Annotated in this window: 19 protein-coding genes and 1 pseudogene; 13 read left to right on the top strand and 7 right to left on the bottom strand. The window is 68.5% G+C overall.

All coding sequences use genetic code 11. The features are described 5' to 3' along the window. Nucleotides 1-298: 298 nt before the first annotated feature. Both K307_RS24625 and K307_RS24620 read left to right on the top strand, forming a co-directional pair. Nucleotides 299-1558, top strand: a complete 1260-nt coding sequence (locus K307_RS24625; protein ID WP_042883503.1) for an allantoate amidohydrolase — start codon at nt 299-301, stop codon at nt 1556-1558. Nucleotides 1559-1613: 55 nt separating this feature from the next. Beyond that, nucleotides 1614-2882 (top strand): M20/M25/M40 family metallo-hydrolase, encoded by a 1269-nt coding sequence (locus K307_RS24620; protein ID WP_042883502.1) that lies wholly within the window; start codon nt 1614-1616, stop codon nt 2880-2882. A gap of 109 nt (nt 2883-2991) precedes the next feature. Here the strand turns inward: K307_RS24620 and K307_RS24615 are convergent, their stop codons facing one another. From K307_RS24615 to K307_RS24605, 3 genes are all read right to left on the bottom strand, one after another. Next, a complete protein-coding gene (locus tag K307_RS24615; RefSeq protein ID WP_042883501.1) occupies nt 2992-3285 on the bottom strand; it encodes a type II toxin-antitoxin system RelE/ParE family toxin in 294 nt (97 codons plus the stop codon). Continuing rightward, entirely contained in the window at nt 3282-3449 is a 168-nt protein-coding gene (locus K307_RS48040; protein ID WP_155301276.1) for a hypothetical protein, read from the bottom strand. The genes K307_RS24615 and K307_RS48040 overlap by 4 nt, the downstream gene beginning before the upstream one ends. Before the next feature lie 181 nt (nt 3450-3630). Beyond that, nucleotides 3631-4215, bottom strand: coding sequence for a GNAT family N-acetyltransferase (locus tag K307_RS24605; RefSeq protein WP_042883500.1), 585 nt, complete (start codon nt 4213-4215; stop codon nt 3631-3633). Between the two features lie 204 nt (nt 4216-4419). On the opposite strand from K307_RS24605, the gene arsC reads away from it, so the two are divergent. Then, entirely contained in the window at nt 4420-4779 is a 360-nt protein-coding gene (gene arsC / locus K307_RS24600) for an arsenate reductase (glutaredoxin) (RefSeq protein ID WP_042883499.1), read from the top strand. Between the two features lie 90 nt (nt 4780-4869). Here the strand turns inward: arsC and K307_RS24595 are convergent, their stop codons facing one another. The 3 genes from K307_RS24595 to K307_RS24585 all read right to left on the bottom strand — a co-directional run bounded on the left by K307_RS24595 (nt 4870) and on the right by K307_RS24585 (nt 6617). Further along, nucleotides 4870-5097, bottom strand: a complete 228-nt coding sequence (locus K307_RS24595; RefSeq protein ID WP_022536939.1) for a hypothetical protein — start codon at nt 5095-5097, stop codon at nt 4870-4872. A 208-nt stretch (nt 5098-5305) separates the two neighbouring features. Beyond that, a complete protein-coding gene (locus K307_RS24590; RefSeq protein ID WP_042883498.1) occupies nt 5306-5962 on the bottom strand; it encodes an exonuclease in 657 nt (218 codons plus the stop codon). A gap of 4 nt (nt 5963-5966) precedes the next feature. Next, nucleotides 5967-6617: an MBL fold metallo-hydrolase gene (locus K307_RS24585; protein ID WP_042883497.1), complete on the bottom strand. Its 651-nt coding sequence runs from the start codon at nt 6615-6617 to the stop codon at nt 5967-5969. Nucleotides 6618-6899: 282 nt separating this feature from the next. Between K307_RS24585 and K307_RS24580 the strand changes: the two genes are divergently transcribed. Further along, nucleotides 6900-7664: a septal ring lytic transglycosylase RlpA family protein gene (locus K307_RS24580; RefSeq protein WP_196251618.1), complete on the top strand. Its 765-nt coding sequence runs from the start codon at nt 6900-6902 to the stop codon at nt 7662-7664. A gap of 87 nt (nt 7665-7751) precedes the next feature. Here K307_RS24580 and rsmI read toward each other — a convergent pair whose 3' ends face one another. Beyond that, complete coding sequence (gene rsmI, locus K307_RS24575; RefSeq protein WP_042883496.1) at nt 7752-8660, bottom strand: 16S rRNA (cytidine(1402)-2'-O)-methyltransferase; 909 nt, start codon at nt 8658-8660, stop codon at nt 7752-7754. 15 nt (nt 8661-8675) lie between these two features. Between rsmI and K307_RS24570 the strand changes: the two are divergent. The 9 genes and pseudogenes from K307_RS24570 (at nt 8676) to K307_RS24530 (ending at nt 16435) form a co-directional block, all read left to right on the top strand. Beyond that, a pseudogene (locus tag K307_RS24570) lies at nt 8676-9018 on the top strand (YraN family protein). Nucleotides 9019-9089: 71 nt separating this feature from the next. Further along, a complete protein-coding gene (locus K307_RS24565; protein ID WP_042883495.1) occupies nt 9090-9677 on the top strand; it encodes a phosphoheptose isomerase in 588 nt (195 codons plus the stop codon). A gap of 55 nt (nt 9678-9732) precedes the next feature. Beyond that, the gene (locus K307_RS24560; protein ID WP_042883494.1) at nt 9733-10596 is read left to right on the top strand and encodes a BON domain-containing protein; all 864 of its coding nucleotides are present in this window, start codon (nt 9733-9735) and stop codon (nt 10594-10596) included. A gap of 164 nt (nt 10597-10760) precedes the next feature. Beyond that, nucleotides 10761-11117, top strand: coding sequence for a c-type cytochrome (locus K307_RS24555; RefSeq protein ID WP_042883493.1), 357 nt, complete (start codon nt 10761-10763; stop codon nt 11115-11117). A gap of 12 nt (nt 11118-11129) precedes the next feature. After that, nucleotides 11130-12404 (top strand): NAD(P)/FAD-dependent oxidoreductase, encoded by a 1275-nt coding sequence (locus tag K307_RS24550; protein ID WP_042883492.1) that lies wholly within the window; start codon nt 11130-11132, stop codon nt 12402-12404. 132 nt (nt 12405-12536) lie between these two features. Then, nucleotides 12537-13430, top strand: a complete 894-nt coding sequence (locus tag K307_RS24545; RefSeq protein ID WP_042883491.1) for an EamA family transporter — start codon at nt 12537-12539, stop codon at nt 13428-13430. A gap of 91 nt (nt 13431-13521) precedes the next feature. Then, on the top strand, nt 13522-13941 hold the full coding sequence (locus tag K307_RS24540) for an ArsR/SmtB family transcription factor (RefSeq protein ID WP_042883490.1): 420 nt from the start codon (nt 13522-13524) through the stop codon (nt 13939-13941). A 123-nt stretch (nt 13942-14064) separates the two neighbouring features. Then, nucleotides 14065-15414: a sulfite dehydrogenase gene (soxC, locus tag K307_RS24535; RefSeq protein WP_042883488.1), complete on the top strand. Its 1350-nt coding sequence runs from the start codon at nt 14065-14067 to the stop codon at nt 15412-15414. After that, a complete protein-coding gene (locus K307_RS24530; protein WP_042883487.1) occupies nt 15398-16435 on the top strand; it encodes a c-type cytochrome in 1038 nt (345 codons plus the stop codon). The genes soxC and K307_RS24530 overlap by 17 nt, the downstream gene beginning before the upstream one ends. The last annotated feature ends 57 nt before the right edge of the window (nt 16436-16492 follow it).

Raw genomic sequence — 16492 nt, 5'->3', positions numbered from 1 at the left:
GGGCGGGCCTCCGGATCGGAAGCTCGCCACCTCGCGGACAGCCCCCCTGTTGGGGCGGTATCCACGCAATCAGCTGTCCGAACCGGATTGTCCGCAGCGAATTGTCTGAACGTGGAACCGAATATAGTGCATATCATTTTTGTATGCAATTTTTGAATTCACTGTGCTAACATGAATCGCACAGAATAGAGCTTCGGCACGGGCGCCATGCCCGCGCCGGCTGGCCCCGGCAGACGCCGGAAGGTTCGGCCGGATCACCCCGCCGCGGCAATCACGCACTTCCAGCAGGAGACAACGCATGGCAGCAAATCCGTCGCCGTCCACACCCGCAGAGGTAGGCACGCGCATCATGGGCTGGGCCGACGCCCTGGCCGTCCACACCGAGCAGCCCGGCATGCTCACCCGTACCTACCTGACCGAGGCCCACCACGGCGCCGCGGCGCAGCTGACCGAATGGATGCAGCAGGCCGGCATGACCGTGCGGCGCGATGCCGCCGGCAACGTGATCGGCCGCTATGAGGGCACTTCGCCGGACGCACCCGCACTCTTGACCGGTTCGCACTTCGACACCGTGCGCGACGGCGGCCGCTATGACGGCAACCTCGGCGTGATCCTGCCGACCGCCTGCGTGGCCGAGTGGAACCGCCAGGGCAAGCGCTTCCCGTTCGCCATCGAGGTCGTCGGCTTTGCCGAGGAAGAGGGTGTGCGTTTCAAGGCCACGCTGCTCGGCAGCCGCGCCATCGCCGGCACCTTCGACAACAACGTGCTCGACAACGTCGACGATGCCGGCAAGACCATGCGTGAAGTGATGCGCGAGGCCGGTTTCGACGCCGATGCATTGCCGGCGGCCAGGCATGACCCCGCCAACGTGCTGGCCTTCGTCGAAGTGCATATCGAGCAGGGCCCGGTGCTGCTCAACGAAAACCTGCCGGTCGGCGTGGTGACGGCCATCTCCGGCGCCACCCGCTTTATCGTCGAGCTCGAAGGCCTGGCCGGCCACGCCGGCACGGTGCCGATGGACATGCGCCGCGATGCCGCCATGGCCGGTGCCGAGATCGGCCTCTTCATCGAGAAGCGCTGCGGCGGCAAGCCCGGCCTGGTCGGCACGGTCGGCCAGTTCAACGTGCCCAACGGCGCCACCAACGTGGTGCCCGGCCACGCGGTATTCTCCATCGACATCCGCTCGGGCATCGACGCCGAGCGCGAGGCCGCCGTCAACGACGTGCTGGCCGAGATCGAGCGTGTATGCGCGCGCCGCAACGTGCGCGCGCAAGTGCGCAAGACCCACGAGGCGAAGAGCGTGCCGTGCGCCCCGTGGCTGCAAGAGCAATGGGCCGCCGCGATTGCCCGCCAGGGCGTGCCGGTGCGCCACCTGCCGTCGGGCGCCGGCCACGACGCCATGGCCATTGCCGCCATCGCCGACGTCGCCATGCTGTTCGTGCGCTGCGGCAACGGCGGCATCAGCCACCATCCCACCGAAACCATGACCGCCGAGGATGCAGCCGTGTCCGCGCGCGTGTTCAGCGATTTCGTCGAAAACTTCCGGCTGCCCCAGTAAGCGCGCACACCCGGAACCCCACCCGAACCCTCCTGAGTAGTTACGAGAACAAGTCATGACCGCACGAGACAATATGAACCCCATCGAAACCACGCTGACCCAGTTCATCGACCAGCACCGCCCGGAGCAGGAAGCCTTCCTGGCCAAGCTGGTCAAGGTGCCCTCGGACAACCCCGCCGGTGACTGCGACGCCCACGGCAAGCGCGCCAAGGAACTGCTGGAGGGCCTGGGCTTTACGGTGGAAGCGCACAAGGTGCCCGACGCGCAGGTGAAGGCGGCCGGCATGATCAGCGCCACCAACCTGATCGTACGCAAGCAGTTCGGCACGGGCGGCCCGACCATCGCCATGAACGCCCACGGCGACGTGGTGCCCCCGGGCCTGGGCTGGACCAAGGACCCGTACGGCGGCGAGATCGCCGACAGCGAACACGGCCCGGTCATGTACGGCCGCGGCGTGGCGGTGTCCAAGTCGGATTTCGCCACCTACACCTACGCCGTGCTGGCGCTGATGGAAGCCGAGAAGCAGGGCGCAAAGATCAACGGCGCGGTCGAACTGCAGTTCACCTATGACGAGGAAACCGGCGGCGATATCGGTCCCAAGTTCCTGCTCGACAACAACCTGAGCAAGGCCGACTACGCGATCTCGGCCGGCTTCTCGTACGGCATCACCTCGTCGCACAATGGCTGTCTGCACGTGGAAGTGACGGTCAAGGGCAAGCAGGGCCACGCCGCCATGCCGCACACCGGCGTGGATGCGATTGAAGCCGCCACCCACATCCTGCAGGCCATCTACGGCTTGCGCTCCGAACTGGCCACGCGCAAGTCCAAGGTACCGGGCATCGACACCGCCACGCTGAACGTCGGCCTGATCAAGGGCGGCATCAACACCAACGTGGTGCCGGACCTGGTGACCTTCCGCGTCGACCGCCGCATGATCCCCGAGGAAATCGGCTTCGACGCCGAAGGCGAGATCCGCACCGTGGTGGAGAAGGCCGCCAAGGAGCGCCCGGGCATCGAGGTCAAGGTCGAGCGCATCATCCTGGCCGAGCCGCTGTCGGAACTGCCGGGCGTGGAAAAGCTGATCGGTGCGCTGAAGAGCCGTGCCGAGTCGGTGTTCGGCGTGGAGATCCCGGTGCAGGGCGTGCCGCTGTACACGGACGCCCGTCACTACACCAAGCGAGGCATCCCGACTGTGCTGTATGGTGCCGGTCCGCGCACGCTGATGGAGGCGCGTGGCCACAACTCGGATGAGAACCTGCGGTTGAACGACCTGAACCGGGCGACCAAGGTGGTGGCGCTGGCGTTGTCGGATTTGATGAAGTAAAGCGCCTGATGGAGCAGGGCGAGCTGCCGTCGGCGGCCAGGCCCTGAAGCAGCGAGAAAACGCGCCACGGACAAATCCGTGGCGTCTTTTGTTTGGGCCACCTGTCCGACTACCGCGAACGATCGGCTGGCGGCGGCCAGCATCGCGAAGTGTGTACCAGGGCAAGGATCAGAACAGTGTTCCCCTCGATCTCGTAGATCAGGCGATAGTGCTTGTGCACCACGAGCTCGCGAGTCCCTTGTACGCTGCCAGCCACTGCCCTCACTGGAAAGGCGCACAAACGGTCCGCGGCCTGGGCGAACCGTTCGTCCAGGCGCTCCGCGGCCTCGAGGTCATCCTGGGCGATCAAATCGAAGATAACCGTACGATCGTGGCGAGCCAGCGCTGTCCAGACAGCCCTCAAGCGCGACGTCGAGCCCCGGCGCGCCAGGCCGCGAACTCGGCTTCGACTTTTTCGCCGGGAATGCCACCCACTTCGCGCATCGACGCGCGGGCGGTCTCCACTTTGCTGCGCAGGAACGCTTCGTACTCTTGCGTCCGGTGGGCGCGATCGAAGTATTCGCGCACAAGGTTCTCAATGATTTCTGAGACCGGACGGCCTCATCACGCACTTGCGCATCCAGCGCGACGGTGAATGTGGATTCTTCCGACACAAGCATTTCCAAGGTCCTTGTAGTGACGAAGTATAGGCATTGTCGATACCAGGACACCCGGGGCCAATAAGATGAGTCCCTGAGGCCGATTCTGCCTACTCCGGCAGCGTATTCGCCCCCGCCCCCAGCACCCGCTGCATCAGCACGGTATCGATCCACTGCCCATGCTTGAACCCCACCGCCTCCAGCCGGCCGACGGTGCGAAAGCCCATCCGTTCATGCAAGGCCAGCGAGCCGGCGCCCTCGCCGCCGGCGGTGCAGGCGATCACGGCGACCATCTGGCGCCACGGCCCGGTCTCGCAGCGCGCGATCAGTTCAGCGAGCAGCGCCTGGCCCAGGCCTTCGCCGACGCGGCGGTGGTCGATATAGATCGAGTCCTCGATGGCAAAACGGTAGGCGCTGCGGGTGCGGTACGACGACGCATAGGCGTAGCCCACCACCTCACCGTTGCGTTCGGCGACCAGGTAGGGCAGGCCCTTGCGCTGCACCTCGGCAAAGCGCAGCTGCATGTTATCGAGCGTGGGCGGCACCTCTTCGAACGAAGCGCGGCCATGCAGCACATGGTGCGCGTAGATGGCGTGGATGGCGGGAACGTCGGCGGGCGTGGCGTTGCGCAGCGAGAACGGTTTGCGCGCGGTGGTGCGGTCTGCGGGGCTGGTGGAAGCAGTGGCGGAGGTCATCGGAAAAGGCAGGCTCGGCTGGCCGGATGCAAGGACTTGGGGCAACGCAGGATGCGTGCCGGACACATGATCGTACCTACCCCTGCGCGATCGCCGGTGTCTTGTATATAGTGCGGTTTGATTTGCACCGCGTTAGTGCCCACGCCCCAGGCCGGGGCACGATAATGACCAGAACGGACAAGAAAGGACAAGAAAGGACCTGCCATGATCACCATCTACCACAACCCACGCTGCTCCAAGTCGCGCGAGACGTTGGCCCTGGTCGAAGCCGCCGCCCAAAGGCTGGGCGAACCGGTGGAAATCGTGGAGTACCTGAAGCACCCGCCGTCGCTGTCGACGCTGCGCCAGCTCCACACCATGCTGGGCGTGCCGGTGCGCGAGATGCTGCGCGACAACGAAGCGCCGTACGCCGAACTGGGCCTGGACGACCCCGGCCTGACCGACGCCGAACTGCTTGCCGCCGTGGCCGACAACCCGATCCTGCTGCAGCGCCCGGTGGTGGTGCGCAACCGCCGCGCCGCGATCGGCCGGCCGCCCGAGAACGTGACCCAGCTGCTGGCCTGAACCTTGTCAGGTGCGGTCCAGAATAAAACCGGCCCCCACGGACTGTGGGGGCCGGCCGGTCTGCGAGACAAACAGCTTCAGGCGGGTCGTCTAATGAACACCCAGCCAGTGCATGGCCTCCTGACCGAAAGCGATGGCCGCCAGCACGACCAGCAGCACCACTAGCGTCACCGTACTGACGTACAGCGTTGCCTTGGCGACTTCGGCGTCCTCATCCGAGGTGTGTCGATGGGTAATGGGCGTGGCGCCGCGCGTGGCATGCGGCCAGTGGATCCGGCCGGCCAGGTCCCTCAAGTGCAGGTCGGTAGGAAAACGCATGATCGACACCTCCTCGGCAGGCGCCGCGCGGACCGGGCAACATGGGTCAGACGGTATATGGCGGGGTTGCGCGATAGCGCCGGATAGTCTGTTGGCTCGTTTCGCCCGGTGCGCCATATCCACTTCTAATATAGGCGGGATGAGGTCGGATGCGAGCGGCAGTCTGCAAAGGACGTGCCGCCATGGCTGCTGCGGCGCAGCAGCAGGGTCAGGACTGCGCTGGCGGAGGTGAGGGCTCGCTTGCCTCGTCGGCACTGCCGGGTGCCGGGGCCGCCAGCGCGGCCTCCCGTTCGCGCAATGTCGCCAGCATGTTGCAGAACAGCGCGCCTTGCTCCAGCGCATCGTCCAGCGCCACGTGGGTATGCGGCAGCGGGTCCAGCCATCCGGCCGGGAAGGCTGCCTTGACGGTTCTGCGGTAGGGCCGCCCGGTCAGCGCGAAGCCCAGCGTCTTGATGTCCAGCGCCGCCCAGCCAAAGGGCGAACGCCCGGCAAAACGCATCATGTACCAGAACATCCAGGTGAAATCGAAGCCGGCCGGGAAGGCCACGAAGACCGGCTTGCCGGGCAGGCATTCGACCCATTCCACGTAGCGCACCATCGCGTCCTCGGGGCGCTGCAGGTCGCGCCGGCAGGCGCTCCAGGCTTCGGGCTGGGTTTGCCACCACTGCATCTGCACCGGGTGGCCGGCGGCGCCGGGGAGCGTTTCCAGGTTGGCCGAGAAGGTGCCGACCACGGTCTTGTCCGCCAGCATCGCTGCCGAGGCAAAAGACAGCATCGAATGCGGGCCGGGGATCGGGCCGTCTGCCTCCACGTCGGTGCTGACGTAGATCTCCGGGCGGGTGTCGGGCGCCTGTCGCTTGGCCATGGCGTCAGCCCACGTCGATCAGATGGTCAGCCACGTAGGGGTTATTGCGACGCTCTTCGCCGAAGGTCGAGACCGGGCCGTGGCCGGGGATGAAGGTCACGTCATCGCCCAGCGGCCACAGCCGCGTGCGGATCGAGCGGATCAGGTCGGCGTGGTTGCCGCGCGGGAAGTCGGTGCGGCCGATCGAGCCCGCGAACAGCACGTCGCCCACCACCGCCAGCCGGTTGGCGCGCGAGAAGAACACCACGTGGCCGGGCGTGTGGCCGGGACAGTGGTAGACCTCCAGGGTTTCGTTGCCGAACTGCACGGTGTCGCCGTTCTCCAGCCAGCGGTCGGGCTCGAAGGCCTCGGCCTGGCCGAAACCGAAGCGGCGCGTCTGCTCGGGCAGCTGCTCGATCCAGAAGCGTTCCTCCTGCTGTGGGCCCTCGATCGGGATGCCGAGCTCGCGCGACAGTGCCGCGGCGCCGGCGCAGTGGTCGACATGACCGTGCGTCAGGAAGATCTTTTCCAGCGTGACGCCTTGCTCCCTGACCGCCTCGCGGATGCGTTCCAGGTTGCCGCCGGGATCACAGACGGCGGCACGATTGGTGCTTTCATCGATCAGCAGCGAGCAGTTTTGCTGGAAAGGCGTGACGGGGATAAGCAGGACTTTCATGGATGTGTTCTTGTGATCCTTGCGCCTTCTGAGGAGCGCGCTGGATTGGCCCGCGCGCACGACGGACCAGTGCCATGCATTGTAGCGCCGGGCGGTCGCGACACCGCCGCGCCGTCGCCAATGTGATCTATCGGTTCCGCGTCTGCCGGGGCCGGCGATCGGCCGCAATCCCTTGCCACACGGGGGATTCCGGGCAGATAACACCCGTTGGTGCGAAATCGAACAGATTTCGTAACAAAATGAAAGCCATAGTCCATAAAACTCGATGTTAGACTCGCGCCCATGCTAAGGATCTCCGCCCTCACCAAGCGCTGGCAACGGCTGGCCAAGCTCGGGACATGCACCGCATGTGCCCTGGTGCTGGCCGCTTGTGCCACGCCCCCCGAGGGCGACGACGCGGCCAGCGCCGGCACCTCCGGCGCGGTGCCCACGCGCGCGGCAAAGAACGCCGGCAAGACCGATCGCGCCGACGCCGGCAAGTCCGCACGCAACTCCGACAACGGCAGCTGGAACCTGTTCGGCTACGACCCGGACGAAGGCCGCAGCGGCAGTTCGCTGGACGGCCTGCGTGCCGACATCGGCACCTTCGAGCAGCGCGGCGTTGCGTCGTGGTACGGCAAGGGCTTCCACGGCCGCAAGACCGCCAACGGCGAGCGCTTCGACATGCGCGCGATGACCGCCGCCCACCCGTCGCTGCCGCTCGACAGCTGGGTGCTGGTGCGCAACCTGCGCAACAACAAGGTGGCGGTGCTGCGCATCAATGACCGCGGCCCGTACCACGGCAACCGCGTACTGGACGTATCCTTCGGCGCCGCGCGCCGGCTGGGCTTTGTCGAGCGCGGCGCCACCCAGGTGGAAATCCGCCGCCTGACGCGCACCGAAGTCGCCGCGCTGGGCCCGCAGACGGATGCCGGCGGCACTGAAGCCGGCGATGGCAGCGGCGACGACGACGTGTCCGTGCCGGAACTGGCCAACTCGCTGGCGCCCGCCAAGGTGCGCAAGTCGACCAAGGCCAGCGGCAAGACGGTCAAGCACAAGCGCCGCTGACGACGCCAGCGCCGATGCATGCCACCGCGCGCTGACACCTCTCCGTTACTTTCCTCTCTCGCAGTCCGGGATCATACCCGGGCCGCTTCAATCCTCGGCGTCGCCGGAGCGTTGCGCCAGCGCCAGCTGGTAGAGCGCATCGGTGCCCGCGCCCGTGATCGCCGCCGCCAGCTTGGCGGCGCGCTTGGCCGGCAACTCAGCCAGCAGCAACCCCAGCACGCGCTGCGCTTCGGCATCCGGCTGTCCGTGGACGGCAGCGGCGGCGCCTGCGCCTTCCACGACCAGAACGAACTCCCCCTTGGCCCGGTTCGGGTCGGCCGCCAGCCAGGCCGGCGCCTGCGCCACGGGCAGCACGGCAATGTCCTCGAACAGCTTGGTCAGTTCGCGCCCGACCAGCAGGCGGCGCTCGCCCGGCAGGCCGGCGGCCAGCGCGGCCAGCGTGTCGGCGATCCGGTGCGGTGCCTCGTAGCAGACCCAGGCGTGGTCCAGCGCCGCCAGCCGGGCGATGGTTGCGGCGCGTGCCTTGGGCTTGCTCGGCAGGAAGCCGACAAAGGTGAAGCGGCCCTCGCCGGCGTCGAGCATCTCGCCGGCCACCGACAATGCGGCGACCGCGGCGCTGGGGCCGGGCAGCGGCACCACCGGGTGGCCGGCGGCGCGCACCGCCTCGACCAGGCGTGCGCCGGGATCGGAGATGCCGGGCGTGCCCGCATCGGAGACATAGGCGATGCGCTCGCCTGCAGCCAGGCGTGCCACGATTCGGCCCGCGGCTTCGCGCTCGTTGTGCTCGTGCACGGCCACCAGCGACCGCTGCAGGCCGACGCGCGACAGCAGCTGGCCGGTATTGCGGGTGTCTTCGCAGGCCACGGCGTCGGCCAGGCCGAGCACGTGCAGGGCCCGCAGCGACAGGTCCGCGACGTTGCCGATGGGCGTGGCCACGACATACAGCGTGCCGCCCGGGTACGACTGGCTGGCCGCCAGCGAGATCCAGTCACTCATTGAGAACTTCCGTTGATGCAACCATTCAAATCCACCACGCAGGCGCGCGGGGCGCGGGCCGAAGACCGGGCGCTGGCACACCTGCGGCGCCAGGGCCTGGAGCCCGTGGTTCGCAATTATCGCTGCAAAGGCGGCGAGATCGACCTGGTGATGCGCGCGCCGGACGGCACGCTGGTGTTCGTGGAGGTACGCCAGCGCAGCGGCAGGGGCTTTGGCGGGGCTGCTGGCGGCGGCGCACTACCTGGCGACGCTGGCGCAGGCGCCGCCGTGCCGCTTCGACGTGGTGGCGCTGGAACCGGGCCGGCTGGACTGGCTGCAGGACGCCTTTGACCTGGATGCCGCCGGGGCTGGTTCATAATGCGCGCTATCGTGACCGCACGATAGCCGGCGCCTCCGCGCCGCATCGGCAATGAGAAAGGCCACAGAGCCATGAGTATCGACAGTATCCAGCAACAATTCCTAGACAGCGCCGAGACCAAGCGACAGGCCGCGGCGGTGATGGCCCCCTATATCGACGCCGCCGTGGAACGCATGGTCGGTGCGCTGACCAGCGGCAACAAGATCCTGGCCTGCGGCAACGGCGGCTCCGCGGCCGATGCGCAGCACTTCGCGGCCGAACTGGTCGGGCGCTTCGAGCGCGAACGGCCGGGCTTGGCGGCGATCGCGCTGACCACCGACAGCTCGATCCTGACCGCGATCGGCAACGACTATGACTTCAGCAAGGTGTTTTCCAAGCAGGTCGAGGCCCTCGGCCTGCCCGGCGACATCCTGCTGGCGATCTCCACCTCGGGCAACTCGGCCAACGTGATCGCCGCCATCGAGGCCGCGCGCCAGCGCGAGATGGCCGTGATCGCGCTGACCGGCAAGGGCGGCGGTGTCATCGGCGGCCTGCTCGACGAGTTCGATATCCACCTGTGCGTGCCCAGCGAGCGCACCGCGCGCATCCAGGAAGTGCACCTGCTGACCCTGCACTGCCTGTGCGACGGCATCGACGCGGCATTGCTCGGGGAAGCCTGATCCCGCTCATCCGCACATCCGCCCATTCCCAACATCCAGCCATAGCAAGGACCGCATGACGACTCTGCCCACTACGCATGACTCCCGGAACGGCGCCGGCGCGCGCCATCCTGCCCGCACCCCGCGCCTGGCGCGCGCCGCGCTGGCCGCGGCCGCCGTGCTGGTTTCGGCCACGCAGCTCACCGGCTGCTTCCCGGTGATCGCCGGCGCCATGGGGACCGGCGTGGCCATGGCCACCGACCGCCGGCCGGCCGCCACCCAGACCGTGGACCGCGGCCTGCAGCTCGAGGCCGAGAACACCATCAACTCGCGCTACAGCGGCCAGGCACGCGTCAACGTGACCGTGTTCAACCGCAAGGTGCTGTTGACTGGCGAGGCCAGCAACGACAACGTCAGGCAGCAGGTCGAGCAGTATGTGCGCGGCCTGCCCAATGCGCGCGTGGTGATCAATGAGCTGGAGGTCGTCAGCTCGCCGGGCTTCATGACCCAGAGCCAAGACGCCTACCTGACCAGCAAGGTCAAGACGCTGCTGATGACCGCGGAAGGCGTGCCGTCGAACTCGATCAAGATCACCACCGAGAAGAGCGTGGTCTACCTGCTGGGCGTGGTCACCACCGCCGAGGGCGACCGTGCTACTGACGTGGCGCGCAATGCCTCGGGCGTGACCAAGGTGGTCAAGGCCTTCGACTACGTCAACGATACTGAGCGCGCGCGCCTGGACGCGGCCTCGACCGCGCAGAACCCGTCGCTTGACAGCAGTGCCGGCAATATCGGCACGCCGGCGCCGGTGCAGTCGGTGCCGGGCGTCGGCGGTCCGGTCGACGCGCCAGCGGGCACCGACGCGGCGGCCACGGCCAGCCCGGTCACCGCGCCGGTGGCCTCGCCGGTGACGCTTCCGCCGGGGCGCAACCTGCCTTGAGCACCAGGGCCGCTTCCGGCCCGGTCTGCACGGCGCCCGCTCATGCGGGCGCCGCTCGTCCTTCTGCGGTTTCGCCGCACACCATCCCCGCCCGATGTGATACGGTTGCCACGCCGGCTGCCCCCAAGCGGATGCCTGCGCCGGCCCCCCACGGAGCGAGACCAATGACAACAATTCCCTGGCCCGCTGTGTTCGCGCGGCTGGCGCTGCTGGCATCGGCGCTGTGCGGCGTCCAGCCGGCGCTGGCTGCCGATGCTGCCGCTGCTGTCCCGTCCACCGAAGCCGCGCTGCGCGCCCGCAGCCAGGCCGCCGCCTGCACCGGCTGCCATGGCCCTGCCGGGCGCGCGCCGGCCGGCAGCCCGATCCCGTCGCTGGCGGGCCGCCCGGCGGCCGACCTGGTGGCGCAGATGCTGGCGTTCAGGGCCGGCACCCGGCCAGCCACGGTGATGCACCAGATCGCCAAGGGTTACGACGACGAGCAGATCGCCACCATCGCGGCGTGGTTCGCCGCGGTGCGCTGAAGGGGACCGCCAATGCAAAGACGAAGCTTCCTGGGCGCCGCGGGCGCCGCCGTACTGGGTTCGGTCGGCATTGGTGCGGCCCAGGCGGCCCGGGCTGCCGCGCCGGCAAAAGTAGTCGTGGTCGGCGGCGGCTATGGCGGCGCGACCGCGGCGCGCTACCTGCGCGAGTGGAGCGGCCATGCCATCGAGGTGACGCTGGTCGAGCCCAATCGGGCCTTCATTTCCTGCCCGCTGTCGAACCTGGTGATCGGCGGCAGCCGTCAACTGGCCGACCTCACGCTGCCGTACGACGCGCTGGTGCGCCGCCATGGCGTGAAGCTGGTGCGCGACACCGCCGTCGCCATCGATCCGGCCAGGCGCACCGTGCGGCTCGCTGGCGGCACCACGCTGCCGTATGACCGCCTGCTGCTGTCGCCCGGCGTCGACATGATGAGCGATGCGCTGCCCGGGCTGAAGCAGCCCGGCGGCGACCAGGTGCTGCACGCCTGGAAGGCCGGCCCGCAGACCGTGGCGCTGCGCCGCCAGCTCGAGGCCATGCCCGACGGCGGCATCTACGCCATCACCGTCCCGCTGGCGCCGTACCGCTGCCCGCCGGGCCCGTACGAGCGCGCCTGCCAGGTGGCGCATTATTTCAGGCAGCACAAGCCGCGCAGCAAGGTGCTGATCCTCGACGCGAACCCGGACATCACCTCCAAAGCGGGGTTGTTCCGGCAGGTGTGGGCCTCGCAGTACAAGGGCATGGTCGAGTACCGGCCGCAGTACAACACGGTCGATGTCGATCCCGCCACGCGCACGCTCAAGTTCGAGGTGCAGGACGACGAGCGGGCGGATGTGCTCAACGTGCTGCCGCCGCAGCGCGCCGGCGCGATCGCGGTGTCGGCTGGGCTGGCGACGGCAAACGACAAGTGGTGCGAGGTGGATTTCGTCAGCTTCGAGTCGCGCGCGGCGGCCAATATCCACGTGATCGGCGATGCCATCCAGATCGCGCCGCTGATGCCCAAGTCCGGCCATATGGCCAACCAGCACGGCAAGGTGGCCGCCGCCGCCATGGTGGCGCTGCTGTCAGGCCGCGCACCGGACCCGCAGCCGCTCTACAACAACACCTGCTACAGCTTCACCTCGGATCGCGAGGCCGTGCATGTGGCCAGCGTGCACCGCTACGACGCCGCGCAGAGGACCATGTTGACGGTGCCGGGCTCAGGTGGGCTGTCGGAGGCGCCTAACACCCTGGAAGGCGACTACGCGCTCGCCTGGGCCAAAAGCATCTGGGCGGAGATGCTGGGCTAGCAGCGCCGTCGGGGCGGTCCGGCAACGCCAGCCGTCCCGCGAGGGGCGCAAGAACTTGCCAGGCGCCTGACGCACCCGGCTGCTACCCTACGGGCTTCGTTCGATTCAGCGACAAGCCCCCGCGCCGCCCCCATGCAAGCCAGAGACCGCCTCCTCGCCCTCGCCATCGTCTGCGTCTGGGGCGTCAACTTCGTCGTGATCAAGGTCGGGCTGGCGGGCGTGCCGCCGATGCTGCTGGGTGCGCTGCGCTTCCTGCTGGTGGCTTTTCCGGCGATCTTCTTCGTGCCACGGCCGCGCGTGCCGTGGCGCCTCCTGCTCGCTTACGGCGTGAGCATCAGCCTGGGCCAGTTCGCCTTCCTCTTCTACGCGATGGCGGGTGGCATGCCGGCCGGGCTGGCCTCGCTGGTGCTGCAGTCGCAGGCCTTCTTCACGCTGGCGATCGCCGCGCTGTGGCTGGGCGAGCCGGTGCGCTGGCACAACATCGCCGGCATGGCGGTCGCGGCGGCCGGGCTGGCATTGATCGGTTCCGGCGCCGCCGCCAGTGCCGGCGGCATGAGCGTGGCCGGCTTCCTGCTGACGCTGTGCGCGGCGTTCTGCTGGGCCAGCGGCAATATCGTCAGCAAGAAGATCGGGCCGGTGGACCTGCTGGGGCTGGTGATCTGGGGCGCGCTGATCCCGATCGTGCCGTTTGCGCTGCTGTCTCTGTGGGTGGAAGGGCCGGCGCGCATCGTGCAGAGCGTCACGCACGTGTCCGGCATGGCCGTGTTCGCCGTGCTGTACCTGGCCTTTGCCGCGACCGTGTTCGGCTACACCATGTGGGGCCGGCTGCTGACGCGCTACCCGGCCAGCCAGGTGGCGCCGCTGACGCTGCTGGTGCCGGTGGTGGGGCTGGTGTCGGCCCGCGTGCTGCTGGGCGAGGACCTGTCTGGTGCGCAATGGGCGGGGGCGGCGGTGGTCATGGCGGGGCTGCTGCTCAACGTGTTCGGCCAGCGTCTGTGGGCGGGCAAGGCGCTGGTGCGGCGCTGAGCCGGCCCGGCAACGCTGGCAAACCATGATTGGCGCGGCAGATCCGCGGCCGGCAAAATCATGCTGTTCCGCATCAATGGGTAAACACTATATGCGCATTCACGCATATACGAATATATTGGACGGCATGGAAGAGCTGGATCGCGTATTCGAGAAGGTATCGGGCTACTTCAGCCTGTTGGCGGAGCCAACGCGGCTGAAGATCCTGCACGCCTTGTGCGATGGCGAGAAGCCGGTCAGCACGGTGGTCGAGACGGTGGGTTCGTCGCAGACCAACGTGTCGCGGCATCTCAACGCGATGTACCGCTCGGGCGTGCTGTCGCGCCGCAAGGAGGCGAACCTGGTGTTCTACGCCATTGCGGACGAAAGCGTGATCGAGCTGTGCCGCACGGTATGCGTGCAGGTGGCGAGCCGGCTGGAGGACAACGCCTTGCCCTCCAACGCGGTCGATCGCTTCATGACGCAGCCGGCCCCCGAGCCGGCGCCGCGTCGGCGTCGCACGGCAAGCTGAACGCGCGCATTCCGGCTCTTCCGGCCAATCGCTGGCAGCTGCGCCACGGCACGGCTGACCAATGGCTGACCAATAACAGGCGGCCGCCGACGGACCAGGGCGAGCCAGCCGGAGGAGACGGCATTGCAGGAACGGAACCGGCCCGGGCGCATCGTGCCCGCGCCCGAGCACTTCGTCAGCGCATCGCTGCAGCAGGATATCGGCCGGCACGGCCTGGACGCGCCGCGGCGCGATTTCCTGCGCAAGAGCTTCCTCGGCGCGGCGGCCGGCGTTGCCGCCGCCACGGCGGGCCGGCGCGCGCTGGCCGCCGATGGCGATCCCGCCATCCTGCAGCCGCAGCCGTGGGCCAACTCGCTCGGCCAGCCGGTCGCGGCACGGCCGTACGGCCAGCCGTCCGTGCATGAGCAGAACCTGGTGCGGCGCGAGTCGCCGGGCCTGACACGCGTTTCCGCCGCCTCGGTCGCGTTTGCGCCGCTGCAGGGCTTCTTCGGCATCATCACCCCCAATGGCCTGCACTTCGAGCGCCACCACCAGGGCTGGCACGACATCGACCCGGCCCGCCACCGCCTGATGATCAACGGCCTGGTGCGCGCGCCGCGTGTCTACACCATGGACGACCTGATGCGCCTGCCGGCGGTGTCGCGCATGCATTTCATCGAATGCGGCGCCAATACCGGCATGGAGTGGGGCAACGTGGCCGTGCCCACGGTGCAGTACACCCACGGCATGCTGTCGTGCTGCGAGTTCACCGGCGTGCCGCTGCGGGTGCTGCTCGACGATGCCGGCGCCGACCTGCGCCGCGGCCGCTACCTGCTGGCCGAAGGCGGCGACGGCTCGTCGATGACGCGCACCATCCCGATGGCGCTGGCCGACGAGATCATCGTCGCCTGGGGCATGAACGGCGAGATGCTGCGCCCCGAGAACGGCTACCCGCTGCGACTGGTGGTGCCGGGCGTGCAGGGCGTGTCGTGGGTCAAGTGGCTGCGCCGGCTGGAGCTGGGCGACCAGCCGTGGAACGCCAAGGACGAGACCATCCACTACGTGGACATGATGCCGGACGGCAGGCTGCGCCAGTACACCTCGATCCAGGAGTGCAAGTCGGTCATCACCACGCCTTCCGGCGGGCAGCAGCTGGTGGGCAAGGGTTTCTACAACATCAGCGGGCTGGCCTGGTCCGGGCGAGGCAGCATCAGGCGTGTCGATGTCTCGACCGACGGCGGGCGCAACTGGCGCACCGCACGGCTGGAATCGCCGGTGCTGTCCAAATGCCTGACGCGCTTCAACCTCGACTGGGTCTGGGACGGCGCCCCGGCCATCCTGCAAAGCCGTGCCATCGACGAGACCGGCTACGTGCAGCCCAGGCTGGCGCAACTGCGCGCGGTGCGCGGCAGCCGCTCGATCTATCACAACAACGCCATCCAGAGCTGGCAGGTGGCGGCAGGCGGCGAGGTGTCCAATGTCCATGTGGGCTGAACGCCGGACCCTTGCCGCGCTGATGCTGTCGGCTGCCTTTGCCGCCCCGGCGTGGGCGGGAACGGCCGACGCCCGTGCGGCTCTTGGCCGCACCGCCACTGCGGCGGAGGTGGCCGCATGGGATATCGACGTGCGCCCGGATTTCAAGGGTCTGCCCAAGGGCAGCGGCACGGTGGCGCAGGGGCAGAAGGTCTGGGACGACAAGTGCGCGTCCTGCCACGGCGACTTCGGCGAATCCAACGAGGTCTTCACGCCCCTCGTGGGCGGCACCACCGCGCAGGACATCAAGCGCGGCCGCGTCACCGCCATGACCGGCAACCAGCCCTACCGCACCACGCTGATGAAGGTCAGCACCGTCAGCACGCTGTGGGACTACATCCACCGCGCCATGCCCTGGAACGCACCCAAGAGCCTGGGCGCCGACGAGGTCTACGCGGTTACCGCCTACCTGCTCAACCTGGGCGAGATCGTTCCGGCCGACTTCACGCTGTCGGACGCCAACATCGCTGCGGTCCAGCGGCGCATGCCCAACCGCGACGGCATGACCACCGACCACGGCCTGTGGCCGGGGCGCGGGCGGCCGGACACGCGCAACATCGCCTGCATGAAGGATTGTGCGGACCAGGTGGCGATCGCCTCGTCGATGCCGGACTACGCCCGCGATGCCCATGGCGACCTGGCGCGACAGCAGCGCACCTTCGGACCGGTGCGCGGCATGGCGGCGCGGGGCGCGGTGCCGGCAAGTGGCGCGCCCGACGCATCGGCGCCGGCAGCGCCCGGCGCGCGCCTGGCCAGCCAATACCAGTGCGTTGCCTGCCATGCGATGGACAAGAAGCTGGTGGGACCGTCGTTCGCCGACATCGCCGGCAAGTACAAGGGCCAGGACGCCCATGGCGCGCTGGCGCGCAAGGTCAAGGCGGGCGGGCAGGGCGCCTGGGGCAGCGTGCCGATGCCGCCGCAGCCGCAGATCCCGGATTCGGACGTGCAGGCAATGGTGGGCTGGATTCTTGAGGCAAAATAGCGGACTGGCCGCCGCAGTGCCCCCAGGCGGCGGCCAGTGTGTGCCGCGAGGCAGTTG

The sequence above is a fragment of the Cupriavidus necator A5-1 genome (assembly GCF_000744095.1).
In the GTDB taxonomy this organism is placed as follows: Bacteria; Pseudomonadota; Gammaproteobacteria; order Burkholderiales; family Burkholderiaceae; genus Cupriavidus; species Cupriavidus necator_A.
This window is presented reverse-complemented; position numbering and strand designations above follow the sequence as displayed.